The organism is Halomonas piscis (assembly GCF_031886125.1).
Classification (GTDB): domain Bacteria; phylum Pseudomonadota; class Gammaproteobacteria; order Pseudomonadales; family Halomonadaceae; genus Vreelandella; species Vreelandella piscis.
This window is the reverse complement of record NZ_CP119391.1, coordinates 186,753-212,366: the sequence shown is the minus strand read 5'-3', so window position 1 is coordinate 212,366 and position 25,614 is coordinate 186,753. Positions and strand designations below refer to the sequence as shown.

Here is a 25,614-nt window from a genome sequence, read left to right as displayed (position 1 = left end):
TCAATGCACCTGCCTTCCAGCGCACCACGCCCGTTTCAGGATCGGATGGTCGTCGACCGTCTGTACGCGCAATAGATCCGCGCGCAGTCCCTGAGCGAGACGACCGCGATCGGTCAGACCCACCGCTTGTGCCGGTTGTCGCGCGGCGCTGGCTACCGCCCTGGGCAGCGAATAGCCTTGTTCGATCTGCGCGGACTTGAACACGGCATCGAGTAGCGCGGCGGGATAATAATCCGATGAGAGAATATCCAGCACCCCGAGTCCAATCATCTCGGTGGCGGCGATGTTGCCGGAGTGCGAGCCGCCGCGGACCACGTTGGGAGCGCCCATCATCACCGCCATGCCGTTACGATGCGAGGCCTCGGCGGCCTCCCGCGTGGTCGGGAACTCGGCGATGCGCATGCCGTACTCGTGGCTTTCGGCGACATGCTCGAGGGTGGCATCATCGTGGCTGGCCAGAGCCAGGCCGAGAGTCCTGGCCTCCGCCGAAATGGTGCGGCGATACGTGTTGCTGTAGCGCGCACTGTTGGCCAGCTGGCGTTCGAGATAGATCTCCATATCCGCGTCGCTCAGCTCATACTTGCCCTGATAATAGGCGCGATACGCTTCGAGACTGACGAACTGGCGCTGCCCCGGGGCGTGATCCATCAGCGATACCAGGCCGAGCAGCGGCGAATCCGCCAGGGCGCGGAAGTTGCTCAGGGTATCTGGATGGCTGACCTCGCAGCGCAGGTGAATACGATGATCCACCCGTGCCAAACCTTCCTGCTGAATCCCGACGATGGCGTCGTGCATGGCCTTCAAGGAGTCGTGACGCATGCTCTGCTCATCCACATCGCCAATCGAGAGCGCATCGAATACCGTGGTGATGCCGCTGGCGGCCATCTGGCTATCGTGGGCCAGGGCGGCCTGGCGCCGAGGCCAGGCCACCTTGGGCCGGGGCTGGAAATACTTCTCCGCGTTGTCGGTGTGCAGCTCAACCAGCCCGGGCAGCAGATAGTCGCCTTCGCAGTCGATGGCGGTGGAGAGCCGACACGGCGCAAGATCGATCTCGCGGATCCTGCCGTTGCGTATCACCAGCGTGCCCCAGACCACCTCATCGTCGAGCACCAGCCTGGCCCGGGTAAGAATCTGTTCGTTCATCAAAATGTCTCCTGAGAAGAGGTGCGGGCCATCAGATGCTCGTCCAGCGGCAGCAAGCGATCCGCCACTCGGCTGCGTACATCCTCGTCGTGGCAGATGCCGAGCAGGGCGCAGCCTCGGGCCTTGGCCTCACTGATCATCTCAACCACGACGTCGCGGTTGGTGGCATCCAGAGAGGCAGTGGGTTCGTCGAGCAGCAGCAGCGGGTGCTCACCGATGAAGCCCTCGGCGATGTTCACGCGCTGCTGCTCGCCCCCGGAAAAGGTGCCCGGCGGCAGCGACCACAGGCGCTCGGGCAGATTGAGGCGGGCGAGCAGCGTTTCGGCGCGCTGGCGGGCGTCCTGGGCGTAGGCACCCCGGGCCAGCAGCGGCTCCATCACTACCTCCCGAGCGGAAACCCGCGGTACAACGCGAAGGAACTGGCTGACGTAGCCGACTACATCCCGGCGCACTCGGTGCCAGGCATGAGTCGGCAAATCGGTCAACTCCAGCAGGCCGTCGTCGAAGTGGATGCGGATACTGCCGCGCTCGGCGAGATAGTTGCCGTGGAGCATCTTGAGCAGGGTGCTCTTGCCGATGCCACTACGCCCCGCCAGTACCAGACATTCGCCGCGGTGCAGCTCAAGGGAAAGATCGTGCATCACCTTGATGGCAATACCGCCCTGACCGTGCAGGACGAAATCCTTGTGCAGCTTCTCGATGGTGAGTAATGCCTTCATCGCTTGGCTCCTTGAGTCGCTCATGGCGTCAGCACCGACGACACCAGCAGTTGGGAATAGGCGTGCTGTGGATCGTCGAGGATTTGATCGGTCAAACCGGCTTCCACCACGCGGCCCTGACGCATCACCAGCAAACGATGCGAGAGCAGCCGCGCCACGGCCAGGTCGTGAGTGACCAGCACCACGGAGAGCCCAAGCTGACGCACCAGGGTACGCAGCATGTCGAGCAGGCGCGCCTGCACGGAGACGTCCAGCCCCCCGGTGGGCTCGTCCATGAACACCAAGCGTGGCCGGGTGACCAGGGTGCGAGCGATCTGCAGGCGCTGCTGCATGCCGCCGGAGAAGGTCTGAGGCGCATCGTCAATGCGTTCGGCATCGAGCTCCACCTGACGCATCCAGTCGCAGCCGGCGGCGCGCAGCTGACCGTAGTGACGATCCCCTAGGGCCATCAGGCGTTCACCGATATTGGCACCGGCGGAGACGCCCATGCGCAGGCCATCCCGTGGGTTCTGATGCACCAGCCCCCACTCCAGGCGCAACAGGGCGCGGCGGCGAGCGTCGCCGATGCCATAGAGATCGAGTTCGCCTTCACGGCTATGATCACTGAGGCTTCGGTCGAGCGGATAGTAGGTCACCCGGCCGGCGTCCGGGGCTTCCAGGCCGGCGAGTACGCGCAGCAGGGTCGATTTGCCGGACCCGGACTCGCCGACGATGCCCAGCACCTCGCCGGCATGCAGACGAAAATCGATCGCCTCGCAGCCCTTGCCCGGACCATAAAGGCGGGTGATGCTCTCCACGTCCAGCAACGCAGGGCTATCCAGGTCGGGTCTCTCCAGTACGGGCTTATCCAACACAGGCTTCTCCCCGACGGGGCTTTCTAGAACGGAGCGCGTCATGCAACCTCCCCACGCCGCAACAGGCAGTAGTCGGTATCCGAGCAGACGAACATGCGGCTGCCCACGTCGTCGGTGATCACTTCATCGAGGAAGCTATGGTCCGAGCCGCATAGCGCGCAGTGCTCGTCCCAGGCTTGGATCTCGAAGGGATGGTCCTCGAAGTCGAGGCTCTCCACCCGGGTGTGCGGGGGGATGGCATACAGACGCTTCTCGCGACCGGCACCGAACAGCATCAGGGCATCACTCATGTGCAGCTTGGGGTTGTCGAACTTGGGGATGGGCGAGGGGTCGGTCACATAGCGACCGTCGACCTTGACCGGATAGGCGTAGGTGGTGGCGATATGTCCGTAGCGCGCGATGTCCTCATAGAGCTTGACGTGCATCACGCCGTACTCTTCCAGCGCGTGCATCAATCGCGTCTCCTGTTCGCTTGGCTCGATGAAGCGCAGCGGCTCCGGGATCGGCACCTGAAAGACCAGGATCTGTCCGGGCTCGAGGGGCGTTTCGGGAATACGATGGCGGGTCTGGATGACATCCGCCGCCGCGGTAGCGGTGGTCGTCTCGACCCCGGCGACGCGCTCGAAGAAGGCGCGGATGCTCACCGCGTTGGTGGTGTCGTCGGCGCCCTGGTCGATGACCTTGAGCACGTCGTCGGCGCCCAGGATGCTGGCGGTAAGCTGCATGCCGCCAGTACCCCAGCCGTAGGGCATCGGCATCTCGCGCCCGCCGAAGGGTACCTGATAGCCGGGGATCGCTACGGCCTTGAGTAGCGCGCGGCGGATCATGCGCTTGGTCTGTTCATCGAGATAGGCGAAGTTATAGCCGTTCATGGTGTACTCCTTTCGATGCGCGCTCGGTCGCCTTGGCTTCCTCGCTGACGTTTTCCCTTTTCTGCTGCGGATCGCCCGCGCGACTGCGTTGCGCCTCGTGCGCCTTGCGCAGGCGGCGCAGCAGTTCCAGCTCGGACTGGAAATCGACGTAGTGAGGCAGTTTGAGGTGCGAAACAAAGCCCGAGGATTCGACGTTGTCGGCGTGCGCCAGCACGAACTCAGCCTGTTGCGCCGGGCTTGTGACAGATTCGCCAAGCTCCTCGGCGCGCAGGGCGCGATCGACCAGCGCCATGGCCATGGTCTTGCGCTCGTTGTGGCCGAAGGCCAAGCCGTACCCCCTCGTGAACTGCGGCGCGGCCTCGCGACTGCCGCCGAACTGATTGACCATCTGGCATTCGCTTAGCGCGAGCTCACCGATGCAGATGACCTCGTCCCATTCCTCGACATGGATTTCGATATCCACCTGGCCGAGGCGAATCTCGCCGGCAAAGGGGTGGTTGCGCCCGTAGCCGCGCTGGGTGGAGTAGCCGAGCGACAGCAGATAGCCCTCGTCGCCGCGGGCCAACATCTGTAACCGAGTGGCGCGATCGACGGGAAAATCCGGCGGGTCCCGGGTGATATCGTAGGGTTCGCTGCCGTCGTCCCGTTCCTGCTCGATCAGCCCCTCGTCATTGAGCAGGTCGAGGATTTGCGGGCAGGCCTCCAGCGCTTCTTCGGCCTTGGCCGGGGTAGGCACCTCGCCCTTGGCCAACTGCAGGAAATCCAGTAGACGATGGGTGTAGTCGTAGGTCGGCCCCAGGATCTGACCGCCGGGAATGTCCTTGTAGGTGGCGCTGATACGGCGCTCGATGCGCATGTTGCCGGTATCCAGAGGCTTGCTCACTGCCAGGCGCGGGAGGGTGGTGCGATAGGCGCGCAGCAGGAACACTGCTTCGATCAGATCGCCGCTGGCCTGTTTGAGGGCCAAGGCCGCCAGCTCCGGATCGTAGAGCGAGGCTTCGCTCATCACCCGGTCCACCGAGAGCCGCAGCTGCCCCGCGATCTGGGCGACGTCAAGCTCGGCCTGATCGCGTTCGCCCCGACGGCGATCGGCAAGCAAGCGGTGCGCGTTGGCGATGGCCTGCTCGCCACCTTTCACGGCGACATACATGGACGAACCTCCTGATTAGTGCGTTCGACGCGGGTGCTGCGGGGAATGGCGACGAGCCGGTCATTGCAGGTGAGAATGACGTCTATCCCGCGCGGAAAACTCGTGCGATTGGCGTTGAGTCGCGTCATCAGATCATCCGCGTCACCGATATCCAGGTGGCGCCGATCGGCAATACCGGGGCCGGAGAGCTGCCACGGGCCCGGTGCCTCGAGGTGGTCGATAGCGATCAGCAGCGTGGCGCCGCGATTCGGATAGGCGTCGCTACCGGTAGCGAACTCGATTTCGCGAGCCAGGGTTCCGGAGGTGAGCAGGGCAAACTCCGCGGCGGCGCTATCCTCGGTGACAGGGCAGCCGGTATGAAAGCGCAGCGCCTCACGCAGCGACGGGGAATCGAGCTCGCCGGCGATCCACAGCGGCGTGTCGAGATCGCAGAGTGTCAGCAAGACGCCCCATAGTGCCGGGCCAATCGACGCCTCTCGGGGAGGCTCCGGCGCCCTGAGCATCTCGAGGGTGCCGGGCTCCGCCATGGCCTGGAGGAGCTGCCGGAACAGGCGCTGGCTATCGTGAACGGGATCGTTGAAAGCGGGCCAGAGCATGGTCATTCTCCTCTTACCAGGGTGAAGAAATCGACCCGGGTGGCCGCGGCGGTGCGCGAGGCCTGTACATCCCGGGTGGTTAGCGCGTCGTGCAACGGGGCGATCAGTTCATCGTCGATGCGTCTAACAAGCCCGGCTTGCTGGGTGCAGGCATCGACCAGGGCGATCAATTCCGCGTGGCGCCGATCGCGACCGCGCACCCAGCCATGACCCAGAGTGCCGTCATCGAGGGCCACACTGGCGCGGGTCATGGTGACCTCGCCGAGGTTGAAGGCGCTGCCGGTACCGCCCATACGGCCTCTGACCATGGCCATGCCGGTTTCCGGGCCACGCACGCAGCGGTGATGTTCGTGAATATCGAGCGCTGCCCAACGCGATTCGAGGTGGTGGCAGGGCGTCAGGGCAAGCACGCGCTGACGATAGGATCGAGTCATGACAACCTCATTAGGATTTGCAGTGGTAAAGGCATCAGATGAAGCGCTTGCGCACGCGCTGGGAGGCCATGTCGAGCAGCGTTACCGCGATAATGATGACCAGCATGATGGTGGCGGTTTCCGAGTACTGGAAACCACGCATGGTTTCCCAAAGCGACACACCGATACCGCCGGCGCCGACCATGCCCAGCACCGTCGCCGAGCGAATGTTCGACTCGAAGCGATACAGGCTGACCGAGATCCACAGGGGCAATACCTGGGGGATCAGGCCGAAGATGATTTCCTCGATGCGCCCGGCGCCGGTGACGCGAACGCCTTCCATGGGACCGGCTTCGGTGGCCTCTACGGCCTCCGAGAACAGCTTGGCCAGCACCCCGGTAGTATGGATAAACAGCGCCAGGGTGCCGGCGAAGGGACCCAGCCCCACCGCGACGACGAAAAGCATGGCGAAGACCAGTTCGTTGATAGCGCGGCAGGCGTCCATCAGCCGGCGCATGGGCTGATAGACCCACCAGGACACCAGGTTTTCAGAGGACAAGAGGCTACAAGGGATGGCAAAGACCACCGCCAGCAACGTGCCCCAGATGGCGATCTGGATGGTCACCAGCATCTGGGCAATGTAGTGCTTGAGATTGCCGAAGCGCAGCGGAAAGAAGTCGCCGGCCAGCTGAACCATGTTGTCGGTATTCTTGACCAGAAGGCCGGGCTGCATCTCAGCCCCCTGCCAGGCCCAGGTCAGCGCCCCCAGGGTCGCCCCCCAACCCAGCAGTTTGAGCCAACGGCGCTTATGTGAAGCGAGGGGTAGCGATGAGCTCTGCATGTTCATCAACCTCTTTGAATAGAACCAAGGCTCACTGAGCGGCTACGCTGGAGGCATTCTGCTTCTCGATGCGCCGGTTCAGTTCTTCCAGGCGTTTATCCAGCTCTGCCAGGCGCTGCTTTTTTTGCTGTTCATCCTGCGAGACATCGTTGGCGACCTGGGAGCGCTGCTTGAAAAGTTCGAGCTGACGAATCGGCAGCAGCTGATCGTTGTCCGAGGGTTTGAGCCCCGACCATTGCAAACCCGCCAGAATGGCCCTCTCTTCCTGGGTGTCGCCGTAGTTGAAGAAGAACTCCTTGAGCTTGGCCTTCGTCTTCTCCGACAGCTCCTTGCGCCATACCAAGGGGTCGGAAGGGATCAGTGGCGATTTCCAGATACTCTTGATTTGCTCGGCCTTGCCCGGATGGCTTTGTTCGAGGCGATCCATGCTTTCGGTGTTGTTGGTCGCCACATCCACCTGGCCATTGGCGACCGCCAGGGCATTGGTCTCGTGATTGGAGTTGAGGGTGCGCCTGAAGGCCTTGGAAGGATCCACGCCGTTCTGGGCGAAGACGTAGTAGCCCGGCACCAGAAAGCCCGAGGTGGAGTTGGGATCACCGTTGCCGAAGATCAGGTCAGAAGCATTGGCGAGGACCTCATCGACACTGTCATAAGGGCTATCCTGGCTGACCAGCAGCAAGCTGTAATAGCCGGCCTTGCCATTGTCGGGAACCGTCTGGGCGAAGATCTCGCCGCCGGCGCGATCGACCGCCTCCATGGCTGACTTGTTGCCATACCAGGCCAGATCGATCTTGTCGAAACGCATCGCCTGAATAACCGCCGCGTAGTCAGTGGCGAAGAAGGGCTCGACCTCGACGCCCACCTCTTCGGACAGGTCCGCCAGGAATGGCTTCCACAGCGGCGCCATATTCTGGCTGGACTCGGTGGAAATGATGCCGAACTTCAAGGGCTCCTCGGCGGCGGCCGGACCGCTTGTGACGCCCAGGCCGATAATCAGTGATAGCGCCAGTCGACGCAGGGGAAGAGTCAGCATGTCGTACTCCTTGAATGTGAGGTGTGTGAATCCAGGGTTAGAGGGCCGCACCCGCGGCGGCGGGCTGGGTGATGGTGTCCGGCTGCTGTGGTCGACGATCGAAGAGTTCGCACAGTCCTTCGTCGTCGTAGAGCGCCTGCAGGCGTGCATCGGTGAGGTGCTGAATCGAGTCATCGTAGTAAAGCCGGCCCTGCTTCAAGGCGATGGCACGGCGGCAGAATTCTCGGGCGTATTCGACCTGATGCAGGGTGACGAGAACGGTGCGACCGTCTTCCTCGTTGATACGCTGGAGGATCTTCATCACCTCGCGGGCGCTGCGCGGATCCAGCGAGGCGATGGGTTCGTCGGCGAGGATAATGTCGGCGTCCTGTACCAGCGCTCGCGCGATGGCGACGCGCTGCATCTGGCCGCCGGAGAGGGTGTTGGCGCGTTGGCCGGCCAGGCTTTCCAGCCCGACCCGGGACAGTGCCTCGAGCGCCCGCAAGCGTTCCTGTCGATTGAAGCGTCCCAGCAGGGCGCGCCCGCGGGGCATACTACCAAGATGTCCGATCAGTACATTGGTCAGGACACTGAGTCGCCCGACCAGATTGTACTGCTGAAAGATATAGCCGACGCGACAGCGCTCGGCGCGCGAGCAGCGTGTCAGCTTGCCGCGCTGCTGAACGGCACGGTCCATGATGGTGACGCGGCTACGCTGTTCGCGATTGGCCCGGGTCAGACCTACCATCAATCGAAGCAGGGTAGATTTGCCGGAACCGGAGGGGCCGATCAGCGCCACCATGTCGCCGGCATCGATTTCGAAATCGACATCCTGCAACACGGTGGTGCGACCGAACGTCTTGCTGAGTTGTTCAACTGCGATGGTGGTGAGCGACATAACGCCTCCTTTAGTAGTCGGCGCTAGTGTCGCGTAGAAATATTAAGCTTCGAGGTCCAATCGATGACGGTTGAGTGACAATTCTATGGGGTTCGCGAGTGGCTGACTCGCGCCTCAGCCGATGGCGCCACCGCCCCGACGGGTGATGACCACCAGCGACGGGCGTGGTGGCATGCCGTCCTGGAAGTCCGGCCAACGGGTTGCCGGGTCCTCGAAGGTGGAGGGGCGTCCCTTGCGGCCTGCATAGGCCTCGGTACCGTCGGCGGCCGGGTGCTGCACGGCGACGAACAGCGCGCCGTCGTCCGGGCTGAAGCAGGGGCCGCACATCTCGGCGCCCAGCGGTACGCGGAAGAACATCTTGCCGGTGCCGCGCCGCTCGCCCTGAGTCTCCAGGGCCCAGACGCCGTCGGCGGTGCCGGTCGTCGCCCAGTTGCTGCCCTGGTCGGTGGCCACCCACAATCGACCGCGATGGTCGATGGCACAGTTGTCCGGCGCGGCGAACCAGCCGTTCTCGCTGGTGGCCGGGTTCCACAGGGCGCCCACCTCGGCGCGGGATGGATCGCCGCACTTGACCAGGATCTCCCAGCGGTCACGGCTGGCAGTGTGATCGCCGCCCTCGGTGACGACCTCGACGATATGCCCGAAGGTATTGTCGGCGCGGGGGTTGGCGGCATCCACCTGGCCCGCGGTGCGCTCGGTGTTGTTGGTCAACATCACATAGACGCGACCGGTCTCGGGGTTGGCCTCGACGTCTTCCGGGCGATCCATTGGCGTGGCGCCCAGGGCGTCGCCGGCCAGCCGCGCCTTGATCAGCACCTCGGCCTGGCTGGCGAAGCCGTTCTCCGCGGTCAGCGGCCCCTGACCGTGGACCAGCGGCAGCCAGGTGACGCCGCCATCGGCATTGAAGCGTGCCACGTAGAGAGTACCGTGATCCAGGAGATCACGGTTGTTGGCGGGGCTGGCCGTATCGACCGGATCGCGGGTGACGAACTTGTAGAGGTAGTCGAAGCGCTGGTCGTCGCCCATGTAGACCACCAGCCTGCCGTCCCCGGAGACCACGTTGGCTGCGGCTTCGTGCTTGAAGCGGCCCAGGGCGGTGCGCTTGATCGGCATTGAGGTCGGGTCCCGCGGGTCGATCTCGACCACCCAGCCGAAACGGTTGGATTCAAAGGGCTCCTTGGCGATGTCGAAGCGGTCGTCGTAGCGGCCCCAGGCATAGCCCATGGCCGGGATGCCGTAGCGCTCGAGCAGCGCCGCGTTCGGGTGGCCGGCGGGGTCGCCCATGAAGTAGTAGTGAATGTTCTCTTCGCAGGACAGCACCGTACCCCAGGGGGTGGTGCCCCCGGCGCAGTTGTTGAGGGTGCCGATGACCTTCTTGCCGGACGGGTCGGCGCTGGTCTTCAGCAGCGCATCCCCGGCGGCGGGGCCGCTGATCGCCATCTCGGTGGAGCGCGGCGTGATGCGACGGTTGTAGCGGCTGTCCTTGAGATACTGCCACTTACCACCCCGGCGCTGGACCTCGACCACCGACAGGCCATGGGCGGCCTGCTCGATCTCGACCATCTCGCGGGTCAGGCCGGTGAAGTCATGCTCATCGAGGGGTCCCGGCAGGCCCGGGAACATCAGTTCTTCGTTGGTATATTCATGGTTGACCACCAGCAGGCCGTGATCCGGGTTGCCGTCGAGCGGCACGAAGCCCACATAGTCATTGTTGTAGCCGAACTGCCGCTCCTGGGCATCGGCGCTCTGGTTCAACGGGTCCAACTCAGGGGCATCGGCAAACAGCGGGTCGCCCCAGCGGATCAGCACCTCGGCGTCATGACCCTCGGCCACATGGTGGGTGGTGTCGACGCCATGGACGATCTCGTCGAAGGCGAAACGGTCGAGGCTACCGCTTTCGGCGGCGATGGCCGCGGCAAGCGGGTTCATGGCGCCGATCGCGGCCACCCCGAGCCCGGAGGTGCCGGTTGCCTTGAGAAAGCCGCGGCGCGAATAGCGGCGTTCGATGATCTCGCCGATCGGGGCGCTCACCGCGGGGTTGCTGGGAATGTTCTCGGCCTCTTCGAAATACGCGCGACGATTGAAAACCATGGGACTCTTCCTCGTATCGGTGTCGGTCACAACGTTGACGACGACTGACGATACTTGGCCGCGGTGACAGATGCGTGACGGTCCCGTCTCACTACGATGTCATTTTGCCAACCCTCTCATTGGCCTGCGGTGCCTCAGTCATGGCCTCCTGCTGCGGCGTCGGCGCCTCTTGCTGCGGCAAAAAATGCACTGTCAATTTTGTGTCATACATCAATGCCAGGCTTGAGCTCGAATGATGCTTGGCCATCTTTAACAGGAGAAACGGCATGCGATTCTCTCGACGCGATTTTCTGGCATTGGGCCTCAAGGGCGGTGTGATGGCCGGGGGTGTCCTGGCGGCGCCGGCTATCGTACTGGCGCAGACTCGACGGCCCGTGATTACCTCCGGCGTGATGAGCGGCGACATGCTCATCGATCGCGCGATGCTCTGGAGCCGCGTCGACCGGCCGGCGCGCATGCTGGTGGAGCTCGCCGATAACCCCGAGTTTCGCGGCGCGCGCCAGCTACAGGGTCCGCAGGCGCTGCCGGTGAGCGACCTGGCGGCCAAGCTGGATGTGACAGGATTGGCGGACTGGGACCGGCTGCACTACCGGGTGCGTTTTGCCGCCTTGGGGGATCATCGCGCCATCAGCGAACCGGTAGTCGGGCAGTTGAGCCTGCCTTCCTCCACGCCTCGGGACGTACGCTTCGTCTGGTCGGGAGATACGGTGGGGCAAGGCTGGGGCATCGATGAGTCCCGAGGTGGCATGCGCATCTACGAAACCATGCGCGGCCAGCGACCGGACTTCTTCATCCATTCCGGTGACACGGTTTACGCGGATGGTCCTCTGGAGGAAACGGTGGTGCTGGAAGATGGAAAGATCTGGCGCAACCGGATGACCTCGGCCAAAGCTCAGGTTGCCCAGAGCCTGGAGGAGTACCGGGGGCAGTACGCCTACAATCTGCTGGATGACAACCTCAAGCGCTTCAACGCCGAAGTGCCGATGCTTGCCCAGTGGGATGATCACGAAACGTTCAATAACTGGTATCCCGAGGAACACCTCGAGGACCCGCGCTATACCGAGAACAACGTGTCGCTGCTGGCGGCGCGGGGACGGCAGGCCTTCCTGGAGTACATGCCGATTCGCCAGCAGCCCGAATCGCCGCAACGCATCTACCGGCGCTTTCCCTACGGACCGGGGCTTGAAGTCTTCATGCTCGACATGCGTAGTTTCCGTGGCGCCAATAGCCGCAACCGCCAGACCCAACCTGGGCCGGCGACGGACTTCCTCGGTGAACCTCAGCTTGCCTGGTTGCTGAATGCCCTGCGGCGCAGCCAGGCGACCTGGAAGATCATCGCCGCCGATATGCCGGTGGGGCTGGTGGTGGCGGATGGCGAGCACTACGAGGCAAGCGCCAATGGTGAGGACGGCGAGCCCAAGGGGCGGGAAATGGAGATCGCCAAGCTGCTCAAGGCCATCCGCGACGAGGGCATTCGTAATGTGGTATGGCTGACCGCGGATGTGCACTACACTGCCGCGCACCATTACTCTCCCGAGCGTGCCAGCTTCAAGGAGTTCGCGCCGTTTTGGGAGTTCATCAGCGGACCATTGCATGCGGGAACCTTTGGCCCCAACGAACTCGACATGACTTTCGGCCCCCAGGTGGTGTATCAAAAGGCGCCGCCTGCCGGACAGTCGAACCTGCCACCCTCGGCCGGCTATCAGTTCTTCGGCCAGGTCGATCTGAATGGCGAAGATGAATCCCTTACCGTCACACTGATGGATACGGCGGGCACCGCGCTACATCGTCAGGTATTAACGCCTCATCAGGGGTGACGCCTCGATGGCGTCGCCATCGTTGCCAAAGAGGAGCGCCGGAATACCTGATTGGTATGATCATGACGGCCATGGCTCAGCCCCGGGCTGCCTGGGCCCCCGGGAAGCGGCCACGGGTGACGTTGGCAATGCGCACTAGGGCTAGCATGACCGGTACCTCCACCAGCACGCCCACCACCGTTGCCAGCGCCGCGCCGGACTGCAGCCCGAACAGGGCAATGGCGGCCGCTACGGCCAGCTCGAAGAAGTTGCTGGCACCGATCATCGCCCCGGGCGCGGCGACGTTGTGGGGCACTCTCCAGGCTCTGGCCCAGCCGTAGGCGAGGAAGAAGATCAAGAAGGTCTGAAGAGTCAGCGGGATGGCGATCAGCACGATATGCAGCGGGTTGGCGATAATCACATCGCCCTGGAAGGCGAACAGCAACACCAGGGTGATGATCAAGCCGGTCGGGGTGATGGGGGCTAGGCGTTTCATGAAGACATTGTCGAACCACGCGATGCCGCGCCGCTTGATGATCGCCTGACGGGTCAGGTAGCCGGCTCCCAGCGGAATCACGATGTAGAGCACCACCGACAGGAGGACCGTATCCCAGGGCACCTGGATATTCGACACGCCGAGTAGGAAGACCACGATGGGCGCGAAGGCGAACAGCATGATCAGGTCGTTGAGCGCCACCTGCACCAGGGTATAGGCCGCATCGCCACGGGTGAGGTAGCTCCACACGAAGACCATGGCAGTGCAGGGCGCCGCACCCAGCAGGATGGCCCCGGCCAGGTATTCATTGGCTTTTTCAGCGGGGATCAGCGGTGCGAACACCACGGTCAGGAAGAACCAGGCGATGGCGAACATGGTGAAGGGCTTGATCAGCCAATTCACCGTGGTGGTGATAGCCAGCCCCTTGGGTTGGCGGCGGACGCCGAGGATCGAGGTGAAATCGATCTGCACCATCATGGGAAAGATCATCGCCCAGATTAGCACCGCCACCGGAATCGACACCTGGGCATACTCGAAACGCGACAAGGCCTCGGGGATGGCCGGGGCGAACTGCCCGAGCAGCACACCCGCCACGATGGCCAAAGCCACCCAGACGGTAAGGAAACGCTCGAATCGCCCCATGCCTTCAGAGGTATCAGGGGCCTGGCTAGCCGGTTGCGTGGTCATCCGGGTCATTGCGCTGCTCCCGGGTGATGAATCACTTCGCCGTCTTCCTTGATGAAGTGTTCGACAGGCCGTTCGAGCAGCTCCAGCACGCGCTCGGAAGGTCGGCATAGCCGAGCCCCCTTGTCAGTCACGACGATCGGGCGATTGATCAGAATCGGATGCGCCAGCATGGCGTCGATCAGCTGATCATCATTCAATGCCGGATCGTCGAGCCCCAACTCATCGTAAGGCGTGCCCTTGCGCCGAAGGAGATCGCGTGGAGCGATCTCCATCATCGACAGCAACGTGACCAGTCGCTCACGGCTGGGCGGCGTTTTGAGATACTCGATGACCCCGGGGCTTTCACCGGAGGCCTTGATCATCGCCAAGGTATTGCGCGACGTGCCGCAGTCAGGGTTGTGATAAATCAGCGGTTGCATGGTGACCTCATTGATCGCCTTGATGGAAGGAGCAGTCGATCAGAGACGCTGCCAGGGGGTCGCAGACCTCCGGATGGCCCGCACAACAGTCATTGACCAGAAACCGGATCGTCTCTTGCATATGATTTAAGTTTGCTCGATAGATGATCGAGCGGCTCTGGCGCCGGGAAAGAACGAGTCCTGTACGAGAAAGCACGGATAGGTGCGCCGACATGGTGTTGTGCGGCACCTCCAACTGCCGTGCGATTTCACCGGCAGGGAGCCCTTCCGGCTCATGTCGAACAAGCAGCCGGAATGCCTCCAGGCGAGTTTCCTGGGATAGCGCGGAAAAAATTTCGAGTGCCTTCGACGTTTCCATGAGTCCAAGTATATGGACATACTTGAGCTAGGTAAAGACTCACCACTTTTTGGGTACCGGCGTCAGCATTCTCCATCTATTCCGGATATCCCCGCTTGCGCAAGGTGTCCTCCAGGCGGAATAGAGGGCTTCGGCATCCCCTCGCTGGACAATGTCACCCTGGTGCATCAGGAAGATGCGGTCCGACATCATCAGCGCCTCCTCCTGGCCATGGTGACGAACAGCGCGGTCAGCCCCAGTTCCCGCTGGATCTTGCAGAGCCGGTGACGAAGGCCTTCGCCTCGTCAGCAACTTCCACCGCGTGGCGGCCCGCCAGCGGCGGAAAGAGTAACGGCCAGATACTGCTTCAAGCTGAGCCGACCCGTAGGTAGGCCGCATCCATGGCTTAAGTGCGTGCCAGAGACCCACTGGGAGAGACTATCCAACCGCGCTCCACCATCCAACCGTTCCCCAGGACGCTGCAGTCGCCATCCAACAGAGTGTCGTCGAAACCGAAGAGGGCAAGACGCATGTCAGCCGGGGGATCAGCGAGCCATAGCCTGCCGCCTCCCCGTGACGGAAACATGACATCGAGCAGGCGTCATCCCCCTGCCATGAAACCGTCATTCATCGCCACTAAAATCGAGCACGACGTTCACCGATGATTGCGCTTGCAACATGCAAGGAGAGCCCCATGTTCGTACCGTCTTGCAAGGTCCTGGCCGCCGGCGTCACCGCTGCTACCCTGTCGCTATCCGCTCACGCCGCCGTGGAAATCCAGTGGTGGCACGCCATGGGCGGCGAGCTCGGCGAGATCCTCGAAGGCATCACCGAGGACTTCAACACCTCTCAGGACGACTACCGGGTGCGCCCCAGCTACCGCGGCAACTACACCGAGACCATGACCGGCGCCATCGCAGCCTTCCGCGCGGGTGAGCAGCCGCACATCCTGCAGGTTTTCGAGGTGGGCACCGGCACCATGATGGCCGCCGAGGGCGCCGTCTATCCCATCCACGAACTGATGGAAGCCCACGGTCGCGCCTTCGACCGCGAGGCCTTCCTGCCGGCGGTGGTCGGCTACTACACCGATACCCGCGGCAACATGCTCTCCTTCCCCTTCAACTCCTCCACGCCGATCCTGTATATCAACCGCGACGCCTTCGATGCCGCCGGCATCCAGGACACGCCGGAGACCTGGGAAGAGGTGGTTGAGGCCTCACGCCAGCTGCGCGAGAGCGAGGCGGCCAGCTGCGGCTTCACCACCTCCTGGCCGAGCTGGGTGATGCTGGAGAACTTCTCCGCCATGCATGACTCGCCTCTGGGCACCCTGGAGAACGGGTTCGGCGGCCTCGATACCGAGTTCGTCTTCGACAACGAGCTGGTGGCGCGCCACTGGGACAATCTCAAGGCGTGGCAGGACGAGGGCGTCTTCCGCTGGGGCGGCCCGGGACCGGGCGATGACGCCGCGCCGATGTTCTACTCAGGCGAGTGCGCCATGTTCTTCGGCTCCTCTGCCGCCCGCGTCGGGGTGCTGGCCAACTCCGACTTCGACGTGGACTACGCCATGCAGCCCTACTACGCCGACGTGGAGAGCGCTCCTCAGAACTCCATCATCGGCGGCGCTACCCTGTGGGCCCTGCAGGGTCACAGCGACGAGGAGTACGAGGCCGTAGCCGCCTTCTTCGAGTACCTTTCCCAGCCCGAGGTGCAGGCCGAATGGCACCAGCGTACCGGTTACCTGCCGATCACCCAGGCCGCCTGGGAGCTGAGCAAGGAGCAGGGCTTCTATGCCGAGAACCCCGGCACTGACATCTCCATCGAGCAGATGACCCTCAACCCGCCCACCGAGAACTCCAAGGGCCTGCGCTTCGGCAACTTCGTGCAGATCCGCGACATCATCTCCGAGGAGATGGAGGCGGTTATGAGCGGCCAGAAAAGCGGTGAGCAGGCCGGCGCCGACGCCGCGCGCCGCGGCAATGCCTTGCTGCGCGACTTCGAAAGCGCCAACCGTTGACGCGCCTTCACTTGCCGCCCGCTGCCGAACAGCGGGCGGTGTCGTTTTCGAAACGCCACTCTCCTGCCGGGCTCTACTATGCAGACCAAACGCATGACCTTCCCCGGGCGCTGGCTGCCCTATGCCCTGCTGGCGCCCCAGGTGATCGTGACCCTGATCTTCTTTATCTGGCCCTCGGCCCAGGCGCTCTACATGTCGCTGCTGCGCGAGGACGCCTTTGGCCTCAACACCACTTTTGTCGGCTTCGTAAACTTCACTCGCCTGTTCGCCGACGGCACCTACCTCAACTCCTTGTCGGTCACGGCAGTCTTCGCCCTGGGCACTACCCTGCTATCGATGTCCGCCGCCCTGCTGCTGGCGGCCAACGTCAATCGCATGCTGCGCTCGCGCAACCTCTATACCACCTTGCTGGTGTGGCCCTACGCCGTCGCCCCGGCCATCGCCGGGGTGCTGTGGTGGTTCATCTTCAACCCCTCCATCGGCATCGTGCCCTATGTGCTCGAGATGCTGGGCTACCGCTGGAACCACCGCACCTCCGGGGTCGACGCCATGGCGCTGGTGATCATCGCCGCCGCCTGGAAGCAGATCGCCTACAACTTCCTGTTCTTCCTGGCCGGACTGCAGTCGATCCCCCAGTCGCTGATCGAGGCGGCAGCCATCGACGGCGCCGGCCCGCACAAGCGCTTCTGGGCCATCGTCTTCCCGCTGCTCTCTCCTACCACCTTCTTCCTGATGGTGGTCAACGTGGTCTATGCCATGTTCGACACTTTCGGGGTGATCCACGCCACCACCCAAGGCGGCCCGGCCCAGACCACCAACACCTTGGTCTACAAGGTCTACGCCGACGGCTTCGTGGGGCTCAACCTGGGCAGCTCCGCCGCCCAGTCGGTGATCCTGATGGCCATCGTGGTCGCGCTGACCGTGGTGCAGTTCCGCTTTATCGAACGACGCATCAACTACTGACGCCAAAGGAGCCCCTCATGGTCGAACACCGCCCCCTGGGCCAGCTGGCCGCCCACCTGATCCTGATCGCCGGCGTGGCCCTGGTGCTCTTTCCCGTCTATGTCGCCATCGTCGCCTCCACCCAGGCGCCGGGGGAGTTCCTGCGCGGTACCCTGCCGCTGGTGCCGGGTGGCCACGCCCTGGAGAACTACCGCACCATGTGGGAGAGCGGGCTCTCCCAGGCCGGGGCGCCACCGGTAGGCCAGATGCTCTTCAACAGCCTGGTGATGGCGCTGGCAATCACCCTGGGCAAGCTTGTCATCTCACTGCTCTCGGCCTTCGCCATCGTCTATTTCCGCTTCCCTTTCCGGACGTTCTTCTTCTGGCTGATCTTCGTCACCCTGATGCTACCGGTGGAGGTGCGCATCATCCCCACCTTTCAGGTGGTGGCCGACCTCGGCATGCTCAACAGCTTCGCCGGACTCTCCATTCCGCTGATCGCCTCGGCTACTGCCACTTTCCTGTTCCGCCAGTTCTTCATGACGATTCCTGAAGAATTACTGGAAGCCGCCCGAGTCGATGGCGCGGGCCCCCTGAGGTTCTTCAGGGACATCCTGCTGCCGCTGTCGATCACCAATATCGCGGCACTGTTCGTAATCCTCTTCATCTACGGCTGGAATCAGTATCTCTGGCCGCTACTCATCACCACCGACAGCGACTACTACACCGTGGTGATGGGCATCCAGCGCATGACCACCGCCGCCGATGGCGACCCCCAGTGGCATCTGGTGATGGCCGCGGTGGTGATGGCCGCCCTGCCTCCGGTGCTGGTGATCCTGTTCATGCAACGCCTGTTCGTGAAGGGCCTGACCGAGACGGAGAAATAGCAATGGCAAGTATCAAGCTCGACGACCTCAAGAAGACCTACCCCGGTGGTATTCAGGCGGTGAAGGGCATCGACCTGGAAGTGGCCGACGGCGAGTTTGTGGTGCTGGTAGGCCCCTCGGGCTGCGGCAAGTCGACCCTGCTACGCATGGTGGCGGGGCTCGAGACCATCAGCGAAGGGAAGCTCTGCATCGGCGAGCGCCGAGTCAACGACCTGGAACCCGCCCAGCGCGATATCGCCATGGTGTTTCAGAACTACGCCCTTTATCCGCATATGACGGTGTTCAACAACCTGGCTTACGGTCTGAAGAACCGAGGTTTCAAACGCGATGAGATCCAGCGCCGGGTAGAGGAAGCGGCGAAGATGCTCGAAATCGAGGCCTTCCTGCCGCGCAAGCCACGCCAGCTCTCCGGTGGCCAGCGCCAACGGGTAGCCATGGGCCGTGCCCTGGTGCGCGAGCCTGCGGCATTCCTGTTCGACGAGCCTCTTTCCAATCTGGACGCTAAGCTGCGCGTGCAGATGCGGGTGGAGATAAAGCAGCTGCAGCGTCGTCTGAAAACCACCAGCCTCTATGTCACCCACGACCAGCTGGAGGCCATGACCCTGGGCGACCGCCTGGTGGTGCTCAACGAGGGGCGCATCGAGCAGGTGGGCACGCCCATGGAAATCTACGCCCGGCCCGCCTCGCTGTTCGTTGCCGCCTTCATCGGCTCGCCGGCCATGAACCTGATTCCGCAGGACTATCTACAAGCTAGAGGGCTACAAACCAGCGGGCTACGGGCCGATGAGGACGCCCAGAGCGCGAAAACCCTGCTCCACGACCTTCCACCGGACACCGATATCGTCGGCATCCGCCCCGATGATCTGCGCCTTCAGGCTCCCTGCGAGCCCCATCTGACAGTGGAAGCCACCCTGGAGCTTTTCGAGGCTGCCGGCGCCGACAGTCATCTCTACGTGCGCCTGGCCGACAGAGATCAACCTATGGTAATCCGCACCGCCGGTCAGCCGCCGGTGGCCGAAGGCGAGACACTACGCTTCCACGTGACCCGAGACGCCCTGCATCCCTTCCACCAGGAGAGCGGCAGGCGCACCGGCAAGCCGCTCAAGGAGCAAGCCGCATGACCATCAGGATCGCTCTGATCGACACCCTCAAGCAGGCCGCTCGCTCCGCCGGCGAGCTGCTGCGCGAGGGCTATCACGCCGCCGGCACCATCGACTTCGAGGCCAAAGGCGCCTCGGACTTCGTGACCCACTACGACAGGGCCTCCGAACACGCCATCATCGAGACGGTGCGACGGACCCATCCCGGGGTGGGTTTTATCGGCGAGGAGAGCGGCACCACCGCCGCCGAGGCCGGCGACCTCACCGTGATCATCGATCCCCTCGACGGCACCAACAACTTCCTTCACCGGGTGCCCCACTTTTCGGTCTCCATCGCCGTGCGCGAAGGAGGCGTCCTCACCCACGGCGTGGTCTATCAGCCGCTGCTGGACGAGATGCTGGTCGCCACCTGCCTGCCCTACCACGCCAAGGGCGACTGCCCCACCAGCGTGGCCCAGCTCACTCTCCTGATGCCCCGAGTGGTGGGCATTCGCGTGCCCGGCTCGGCGGCGCTCGAGATTGCCTATGCGGGCCTTGGCCGCTTCGACGCCTTCTGGTCCCAGGGCGCCCGGCTCGACCTCTGGGACGTTGCCGCCGGCATCGTCATCGCCCGGGAGGCGGGCTGCACGGTGACCGATCTCGCCGGCGACCCGGACCCCGCCGAGTGGAACAGCCTGCTGGTGGCTCACCCCGAGCGGCACGATAAGCTTAGGGGAGCCCTGCAGGCTCATTGATCGGCACTGGCGCCCCGTCACCGTTTTTATAGTGGACCCCGAAATCAAGACACTGGTTTAAGATATGCCGAGGCCGATTTCGAAGGAACCAGAGATGTCGAAGCAGAAACGTAACACCCACTCGCCGGAGCTGAAGGCCAAGGTGGCCTTGGAGGCGGTCCTTGGGCGGTTTGCGCGAAACCTCCTCGTCCTTGATCCGAATGGAGCCAAAAGTCTGTTCTTCCAGGCCCGAAATAATACGCAGCAGAGTGGACTTACCACTGCCTGATGCACCCACCAGGGTCAGGAATTCACCATCCCGGATATCGAGGTCTATACCCTTAAAGGATTTCAGTTTGATCAAAGGATTTGCGCACATGCGTGAGTCGAATGTCGGCCATGATATTGGAAGTCTCGGTTGAATCAGGGTTTTTCGCCGTCAGCCAGGCGCTGACCGATTGCCTGTAGCGCACCGGGAAGATCTGCGATGGTATCGATCACATAGTGGGCCGAGGCCGCTTTGAGCCTGGCTTCGACGCGTTGGCGAACATGCTGCTTCTCGTCTTCGGATGCGGCCAGGAAGCCGTCCAGAGTGAATCCCGCTTCGTTGCCGGACAGAGCCAGGCCGACGGTCCACATACCCGCATTGCGTCCCTCTTCGATACCCGGTGCCGAGTCATCCACTTTCACACAGCGGGCTACATCCATTACGCCCAGTTCAATCACATTCTGCAGCGCCATCCAGGGTCCGGGGCGGCTTCCGGGTTCGAGGTCATCGCTAGCTACGATGCTCTGAGGTACAAACCCCTGGGCGGCGGCCAGAGGCGCTAGAGCCTCCATCACAGGACGCGGGTAGCCGGAACAGGAACCGATGCGGATTTGCTGCTCCTTCAGCAAGGTCACGACATCGAGAGTGCCCGGTATCAGTGCCGCATGCTCCTTCACCTCGGCAATTTGCAATGGCATGAAGGCATCGTAGATGACGCTTACATCCGTATCCGACATCGGTTGGCCAAACCGGGCTACCCAGCGTTCTGCGATAGCCGGCGTATTCCCGAGCGTGCGGATGTGATCCCACTTGCCCATACCCATGGGGCCGCGAGCTTCAGCCAGGGTGATATCGAAATCGAACGCCTGCTTGAAAGCCTCTACAAAAATAGTGGTAGACATCATGGATTGACCTGCCCCACCTCAACGTCGTGGGTTATGTTGAGGTAGGGCAACAACACAGAGCCACTATTGAGGGAGGCAGGTCATGAAACAGTCTAACGCAACTCAGCCAGCTATTGTCGAGCGCACTGTTGCCCAGCGGGTTAGTGCTGCCAGCAACGTCCACGCCGCTTATATTGGCCTGGACGTGCACAAGGCGAGTATCTCCGTGGCAATCGCCGAGGCCAGACGCCAAGCTCCCGAGTTCCGCGGCGAAATTCCGAACGAGCCTCAGGCCATCGATAAGCTGGTTCGTCAGCTGAGTCAGCGTTTCGATGGGCAGCCGTTGTTATTCAGCTACGAGGCTGGCCCCTGTGGCTACGGGGTCTATCACCAGATTCAGGCCAGCGGCCATGATTGCGAGGTCGTTGCCCCGACGCTGATTCCTCAGCGCGCAGGGGATCGCATCAAGACCGACCGTCGCGATGCCAAGATGCTGGCTCGCCTGTCGCGCTCAGGAGAGCTGACACCGGTCTGGGTGCCAACGCCGGAACAGGAGGCGATTCGCGATCTGACGCGTGCCCGGGAAGACATGAAAGCCGCTGAGCTCCGCGCCCGACAGCGACTCAACGCCTTCTTGTTGCGGCACAGCAAGATCTACCCCGGCAAGAGCAAGTGGATACCGGCACACTTCCGCTGGCTGGAGACGGTGCGCTTCGACACCCCGGTTCAGCAGGTTGTGTTGCAGGAGTACGTCGACAACGTGAAAGATGCCCAGCGCCGTGTGGCGGGTCTCGAAAAACAGATGAGAGCGGTGTTACCAAACTGGTCACTGGCTCCGGTGGTCGAGGCCGTTCAGGCGATGCGGGGCGTGAGCCTGATCACGGCGATGACGGTGCTGGCCGAGCTGGGTGACATCAGTCGCTTCGACTCGCCCCGCCAGCTGATGGCCTACCTGGGCCTGGTGCCCAGCGAGCACTCGAGCGGGGGCAGTCGGCGCCAGGGCGGCATCACCAAGACCGGCAATGGCCATGTGCGACGAGTGCTGGTGGAGGCGGCCTGGAGCTACCGGTTCCCGGCCCGCAAGACGCGCATTATTGAGCAGCGCGCCGAGAAGACCTCGCCAACGGTGCAGGCGATCGCCTGGGAGGCGCAGAAGCGACTGTGCGGGCGCTACCGCCGCCTGGCTGCCACGGGCAAGGCCAAGCAGCAAGTCACCACGGCGGTGGCGCGAGAAATGGCCGGCTTCCTGTGGGCGATTGCCTGCGAAGCGATGGGCAAACCGCACGGCAGCCGGGCCACCGCATGATGATCGCGCCTCAGTGCCTACGATTCAGGGAGCGTCGGGCCGGTGGGAGAACCCCTGACGCTCCTATGAGGCCCCCGCCCTGCGGGGCGGGGTGACCCTCGCTCGTAGACCAGGGTAGCTCCGCGACGAAGTGATGACAGGTCGGTAACCAACCCACGAATACCAGAGAGATCCACCGTCGCTGATAGCCCCTCGCTTCCTGATCCGTGGGCATTGAGGACAATCACACGTAGCAGAGTCAACCGACCCCTTGACGGGTCAATCCATACCAGGTGCGAAGGAGCCGAAATCGACGACGGTGCCGGCCCAGTCGAAAATAACCGCTTCAAGTTGTTTCATTGGATGTCACCTCAACTGTAGCGGGATAAAAGACGCGATATTCCCCACAACATGGTGCAGTGGGCTCGCCCAGCAGTCATATGGCGATAGCCACCTTAAGGGCACAGCATGACGGAAAGATGTCGGATTCATGACAGTAAAATCGCATGGCGGCGCTGTGACAATACTCGAGAAGGTGCAGGCCGGCGCCGCAGAAGGCTCATGACCGAGACATCGGCAGGGATCGGCTGGGTGACATCGTAGTGAGACGGGACCGTCACGCGTCTGTCACCGCAGCCAGATATCGTTTGTCGTCGCCAAGGTTGTAACCGACACCGATACGACGAAGAATCCCATGGTTTTCAATCGTCGAGCCTATTTCGAAGAGGCCGAGAACATTCCCAGCAATCCCTCGGTGAGCGCCCCGATCGGCGAGATCATCGAGCGCCGCTATTCGCGCCGCGGCTTTCTCAAGGACGCCGGCACTGCCGGGCTCGGGGTGGCCGCGATCGGCGCCATGAACCCGCTTGCCGCGGCCATCGCCGCCGAAAGCGGCAGCCTCGACCGTTTCGCCGTCGACGAGATCGCCCATGGCGTCGACACCACCCACCATGTGGCCGAGGGCCATGACGCCGAGGTGCTGATTCTCGATGAGCATGACTTCACCGGCCTGACCCGCGAGATGGTCGAGATCGAGCAGGCCGCCCATGGCCTGTCGGTGGTCGAGGTCCAGCGCCGGGGTGGTAAGTGGCAGTATCTCAAGGACAGCCGCTACAACCGTCGCATCACGCCGCGCTCCACCGAGATGGCGATCAGCGGCCCCGCCGCCGGGGATGCGCTGCTGAAGACCGGCGCCGACCCGTCCGGCAAGAAGGTCATCGGCACCCTCAACAACTGCGCCGGGGGCACCACCCCCTGGGGTACGGTGCTGTCCTGCGAAGAGAACATTCACTACTACTTCATGGGCGACCCCGCCGGCCACCCGAACGCGGCGCTGCTCGAGCGCTACGGCATCCCGGCCATGGGCTATGCCTGGGGCCGCTACGACGACCGCTTCGACATCGCCAAGGAGCCCTTTGAATCCAACCGTTTCGGCTGGGTGGTCGAGATCGACCCGCGGGACCCGACCTCAATGCCGATCAAGCGCACCGCCCTGGGCCGCTTCAAGCACGAAGCCGCAGCCAACGTGGTCTCCGGGGACGGCAGGCTGGTGGTCTACATGGGCGACGACCAGCGCTTCGACTACCTCTACAAGTTCGTCACCCGCGATCCGGTCGATACGGCCAGCCCCGCCAACAACCGTGATCTCCTGGATCACGGTACTCTCTACGTGGCACGCTTCAATGCCGATGGCGGCGTCACCTGGCTGCCGCTGGTCCACGGTCAGGGGCCGCTGACCGCGGAGAACGGCTTCGCCAGCCAGGCCGAGGTGCTGATCAAGGCGCGGCTGGCCGGCGACGCCCTGGGCGCCACGCCAATGGATCGCCCGGAAGACGTCGAGGCCAACCCCGAGACCGGTCGCGTCTATGTGATGTTGACCAACAACACCGAGCGCACCGCGGGCCAGGTGGATGCCGCCAACCCCCGCGCCGACAATACCTTCGGGCATATCGTCGAGGTCGTCACCGAGGGCGGCGATCACACTGCCAGCCGTGACCGCTGGGAGATCCTGGTCAAGTGCGGCGATCCATCCCGCGCCGAGGTGGGCGCCCTGTGGAACCCGGCCACCAGCGAGAACGGCTGGGTTCGCCGCGCCGGACAACTGTGCCATCGACCATCGCGGTCGATTGTGGGTGGCCACCGACCAGGGCAGCAACTGGGCGACGACCGGCACCGCCGACGGCGTCTGGGCCCTGGAGACTCAGGGCGAGCGGCGCGGCACCGGCAAGATGTTCTTCCGCGTACCGCTGGGCGCCGAGATGTGCGGCCCCTGCTTCAGCCCGGACGACGGCGCGCTGTTCGTCGCCGTGCAGCACCCGGCCGCCGACGGTACCGAGGCCTATGCAGGCCGCAAGGGACGCCCCTCCACCTTCGAGGACCCGGCAACCCGTTGGCCGGACTTCCAGGACGGCATGCCACCACGCCCGTCGCTGGTGGTCATCACCCGTCGGGGCGGTGGCGCCATCGGCTGACCTGATTACGCCTATGGCTCAGCCAGCTTCAGGAGCCGATACGGCATCGGCGGTGTCTTTATCGCCACGAGGGCATCGCCCAGCCTCGTTGGCGCGCAATGCCGGCGAGCACCGGATCCGGGTGAATGGCGTGGGGCTTTTCCACGGCCTCGAGCAGCGGCAAGTCGTTGCGTGAGTCGGAGTAGCCCCAGGTTTCTGCCAATGGCGTATCCCCCAGCCATTCATGCAGGGCCTGAAGCTTCCCCTCCCGGAACGTGCGGGTGCCTCTGGCCTGGCCCGTATAGCGACCCGCCTCCTGCTCAAGAGCCGTTGCCAGGGCCGCATCACAGCCCAGACGCTTGGCCAGTGGCACCACCAGCTGGGCGGTCGAGGCCGAGATGATCACGGTGGTGTGCGCCTGGTGCCGGTGCCAAGCCACCTGTGCCAGCCCTCCCGGGAACAGCCGCGGCATGATGCGGCTATCGAGAAAGGCGTCGACCTGCTCGGCCACTTCCTGCACAGAGCGTCCCGCCAGAGGGGCGAGAAGGAACTGCAGATGCGCCTCCATATCCAAGGTGCCCTCCGCATAGTCGGCCATATGGCTGTACCAGGTGCGACAGTACTCGGCGGCATCCGTGATCCAGCCCTGCTCGATCAACCATTCGTTCCAGAAGCCGGTGATGTCCCCGTCAAGCAGGGTGTCATCTAAATCGAAAAGCGCCAGACGCATCGCCGCACGGGACATAC

At 63.4% G+C, this 25,614-nt stretch carries 26 protein-coding genes and 1 pseudogene; 9 read left to right on the top strand and 18 right to left on the bottom strand.

Annotated features, from left to right (window positions below; translation table 11 throughout):
- The 12 genes from P1P91_RS00975 to P1P91_RS00920 form a co-directional block, all read right to left on the bottom strand.
- Positions 1 to 1,143 carry an alpha-D-ribose 1-methylphosphonate 5-triphosphate diphosphatase gene (locus P1P91_RS00975; protein ID WP_311883901.1) on the bottom strand — a complete coding sequence of 381 codons (1,143 nt, stop codon included), beginning with the start codon at positions 1,141 to 1,143 and terminating at the stop codon, positions 1 to 3.
- Positions 1,143 to 1,862: a phosphonate C-P lyase system protein PhnL gene (gene phnL / locus P1P91_RS00970; protein WP_017428940.1), complete on the bottom strand. Its 720-nt coding sequence runs from the start codon at positions 1,860 to 1,862 to the stop codon at positions 1,143 to 1,145. The genes P1P91_RS00975 and phnL overlap by 1 nt, the downstream gene beginning before the upstream one ends.
- A gap of 20 nt (positions 1,863 to 1,882) precedes the next feature.
- On the bottom strand, positions 1,883 to 2,716 hold the full coding sequence (phnK, locus tag P1P91_RS00965; RefSeq protein WP_407650562.1) for a phosphonate C-P lyase system protein PhnK: 834 nt from the start codon (positions 2,714 to 2,716) through the stop codon (positions 1,883 to 1,885).
- Positions 2,717 to 2,754: 38 nt separating this feature from the next.
- A complete protein-coding gene (locus P1P91_RS00960) occupies positions 2,755 to 3,588 on the bottom strand; it encodes an alpha-D-ribose 1-methylphosphonate 5-phosphate C-P-lyase PhnJ (protein WP_017428942.1) in 834 nt (277 codons plus the stop codon).
- Positions 3,575 to 4,738, bottom strand: coding sequence for a carbon-phosphorus lyase complex subunit PhnI (locus P1P91_RS00955; protein ID WP_311883898.1), 1,164 nt, complete (start codon positions 4,736 to 4,738; stop codon positions 3,575 to 3,577). Before P1P91_RS00955 ends, P1P91_RS00960 begins: the two co-directional genes overlap by 14 nt.
- Complete coding sequence (gene phnH, locus P1P91_RS00950) at positions 4,723 to 5,334, bottom strand: phosphonate C-P lyase system protein PhnH (protein WP_311883897.1); 612 nt, start codon at positions 5,332 to 5,334, stop codon at positions 4,723 to 4,725. Before phnH ends, P1P91_RS00955 begins: the two co-directional genes overlap by 16 nt.
- 2 nt (positions 5,335 to 5,336) lie before the next feature.
- Positions 5,337 to 5,768, bottom strand: a complete 432-nt coding sequence (phnG, locus tag P1P91_RS00945) for a phosphonate C-P lyase system protein PhnG (RefSeq protein WP_311883896.1) — start codon at positions 5,766 to 5,768, stop codon at positions 5,337 to 5,339.
- A 34-nt stretch (positions 5,769 to 5,802) separates the two neighbouring features.
- A complete protein-coding gene (gene phnE / locus P1P91_RS00940) occupies positions 5,803 to 6,588 on the bottom strand; it encodes a phosphonate ABC transporter, permease protein PhnE (RefSeq protein WP_311883895.1) in 786 nt (261 codons plus the stop codon).
- 31 nt (positions 6,589 to 6,619) lie between these two features.
- Positions 6,620 to 7,621, bottom strand: a complete 1,002-nt coding sequence (gene phnD, locus P1P91_RS00935; protein ID WP_311883893.1) for a phosphonate ABC transporter substrate-binding protein — start codon at positions 7,619 to 7,621, stop codon at positions 6,620 to 6,622.
- Positions 7,622 to 7,658: 37 nt separating this feature from the next.
- Positions 7,659 to 8,498: a phosphonate ABC transporter ATP-binding protein gene (gene phnC / locus P1P91_RS00930; RefSeq protein WP_311883892.1), complete on the bottom strand. Its 840-nt coding sequence runs from the start codon at positions 8,496 to 8,498 to the stop codon at positions 7,659 to 7,661.
- 114 nt (positions 8,499 to 8,612) lie between these two features.
- Complete coding sequence (locus P1P91_RS00925) at positions 8,613 to 10,589, bottom strand: PhoX family protein (RefSeq protein ID WP_311883891.1); 1,977 nt, start codon at positions 10,587 to 10,589, stop codon at positions 8,613 to 8,615.
- Between the two features lie 91 nt (positions 10,590 to 10,680).
- Complete coding sequence (locus P1P91_RS00920; RefSeq protein ID WP_311883890.1) at positions 10,681 to 10,857, bottom strand: hypothetical protein; 177 nt, start codon at positions 10,855 to 10,857, stop codon at positions 10,681 to 10,683.
- Here P1P91_RS00920 and P1P91_RS00915 point away from each other — a divergent pair.
- Positions 10,856 to 12,406 carry an alkaline phosphatase D family protein gene (locus P1P91_RS00915; RefSeq protein ID WP_311883889.1) on the top strand — a complete coding sequence of 517 codons (1,551 nt, stop codon included), beginning with the start codon at positions 10,856 to 10,858 and terminating at the stop codon, positions 12,404 to 12,406. The two genes, P1P91_RS00920 and P1P91_RS00915, sit on opposite strands and share 2 nt — an antisense overlap.
- A 76-nt stretch (positions 12,407 to 12,482) precedes the next feature.
- On the opposite strand, the gene arsB is transcribed toward P1P91_RS00915, so the two are convergent.
- Genes arsB through P1P91_RS00900 form a run of 3 tightly spaced genes read right to left on the bottom strand, consistent with a single transcriptional unit; the run spans position 12,483 to position 14,345 of the window.
- Positions 12,483 to 13,568 (bottom strand): ACR3 family arsenite efflux transporter, encoded by a 1,086-nt coding sequence (arsB, locus tag P1P91_RS00910; RefSeq protein ID WP_311885829.1) that lies wholly within the window; start codon positions 13,566 to 13,568, stop codon positions 12,483 to 12,485.
- 5 nt (positions 13,569 to 13,573) lie between these two features.
- Positions 13,574 to 13,987 carry an arsenate reductase (glutaredoxin) gene (gene arsC, locus P1P91_RS00905; protein WP_311883888.1) on the bottom strand — a complete coding sequence of 138 codons (414 nt, stop codon included), beginning with the start codon at positions 13,985 to 13,987 and terminating at the stop codon, positions 13,574 to 13,576.
- Positions 13,988 to 13,994: 7 nt separating this feature from the next.
- On the bottom strand, positions 13,995 to 14,345 hold the full coding sequence (locus P1P91_RS00900; RefSeq protein ID WP_311883886.1) for an ArsR/SmtB family transcription factor: 351 nt from the start codon (positions 14,343 to 14,345) through the stop codon (positions 13,995 to 13,997).
- A gap of 673 nt (positions 14,346 to 15,018) precedes the next feature.
- Between P1P91_RS00900 and ugpB the strand changes: the two genes are divergently transcribed.
- The 5 genes from ugpB to P1P91_RS00875 all read left to right on the top strand — a co-directional run bounded on the left by ugpB (position 15,019) and on the right by P1P91_RS00875 (position 20,001).
- Positions 15,019 to 16,338 carry a sn-glycerol-3-phosphate ABC transporter substrate-binding protein UgpB gene (ugpB, locus tag P1P91_RS00895; RefSeq protein WP_311883884.1) on the top strand — a complete coding sequence of 440 codons (1,320 nt, stop codon included), beginning with the start codon at positions 15,019 to 15,021 and terminating at the stop codon, positions 16,336 to 16,338.
- Between the two features lie 78 nt (positions 16,339 to 16,416).
- Complete coding sequence (ugpA, locus tag P1P91_RS00890; protein WP_311883883.1) at positions 16,417 to 17,301, top strand: sn-glycerol-3-phosphate ABC transporter permease UgpA; 885 nt, start codon at positions 16,417 to 16,419, stop codon at positions 17,299 to 17,301.
- 17 nt (positions 17,302 to 17,318) lie between these two features.
- The gene (gene ugpE / locus P1P91_RS00885; RefSeq protein ID WP_311883882.1) at positions 17,319 to 18,167 is read left to right on the top strand and encodes a sn-glycerol-3-phosphate ABC transporter permease UgpE; all 849 of its coding nucleotides are present in this window, start codon (positions 17,319 to 17,321) and stop codon (positions 18,165 to 18,167) included.
- Positions 18,168 to 18,169: 2 nt separating this feature from the next.
- A complete protein-coding gene (locus P1P91_RS00880; RefSeq protein WP_311883881.1) occupies positions 18,170 to 19,288 on the top strand; it encodes a sn-glycerol-3-phosphate import ATP-binding protein UgpC in 1,119 nt (372 codons plus the stop codon).
- A complete protein-coding gene (locus P1P91_RS00875; RefSeq protein ID WP_311883880.1) occupies positions 19,285 to 20,001 on the top strand; it encodes an inositol monophosphatase family protein in 717 nt (238 codons plus the stop codon). The genes P1P91_RS00880 and P1P91_RS00875 overlap by 4 nt, the downstream gene beginning before the upstream one ends.
- Here the strand turns inward: P1P91_RS00875 and P1P91_RS15150 are convergent.
- Positions 19,976 to 20,359 (bottom strand): ATP-binding cassette domain-containing protein, encoded by a 384-nt coding sequence (locus P1P91_RS15150; RefSeq protein ID WP_407650561.1) that lies wholly within the window; start codon positions 20,357 to 20,359, stop codon positions 19,976 to 19,978. The two genes, P1P91_RS00875 and P1P91_RS15150, sit on opposite strands and share 26 nt — an antisense overlap.
- A gap of 44 nt (positions 20,360 to 20,403) precedes the next feature.
- Positions 20,404 to 21,153, bottom strand: a complete 750-nt coding sequence (gene phnX, locus P1P91_RS00870) for a phosphonoacetaldehyde hydrolase (protein WP_311883878.1) — start codon at positions 21,151 to 21,153, stop codon at positions 20,404 to 20,406.
- 82 nt (positions 21,154 to 21,235) lie between these two features.
- On the opposite strand from phnX, the gene P1P91_RS00865 reads away from it, so the two are divergent.
- The 3 genes and pseudogenes from P1P91_RS00865 (at position 21,236) to P1P91_RS00855 (ending at position 24,888) form a co-directional block, all read left to right on the top strand.
- A complete protein-coding gene (locus P1P91_RS00865; RefSeq protein WP_311883876.1) occupies positions 21,236 to 22,438 on the top strand; it encodes an IS110 family RNA-guided transposase in 1,203 nt (400 codons plus the stop codon).
- A 673-nt stretch (positions 22,439 to 23,111) separates the two neighbouring features.
- Positions 23,112 to 24,413, top strand: a pseudogene (locus P1P91_RS00860) (PhoX family protein); the annotation flags it as partial.
- Positions 24,328 to 24,888, top strand: coding sequence for an alkaline phosphatase PhoX (locus P1P91_RS00855; RefSeq protein ID WP_311885827.1), 561 nt, complete (start codon positions 24,328 to 24,330; stop codon positions 24,886 to 24,888). The pseudogene P1P91_RS00860 and the gene P1P91_RS00855, both read left to right, overlap by 86 nt.
- A 58-nt stretch (positions 24,889 to 24,946) precedes the next feature.
- Here the strand turns inward: P1P91_RS00855 and P1P91_RS00850 are convergent, their stop codons facing one another.
- Positions 24,947 to 25,612, bottom strand: a complete 666-nt coding sequence (locus P1P91_RS00850; protein ID WP_311885825.1) for an HAD family hydrolase — start codon at positions 25,610 to 25,612, stop codon at positions 24,947 to 24,949.
- Positions 25,613 to 25,614: the final 2 nt, after the last annotated feature.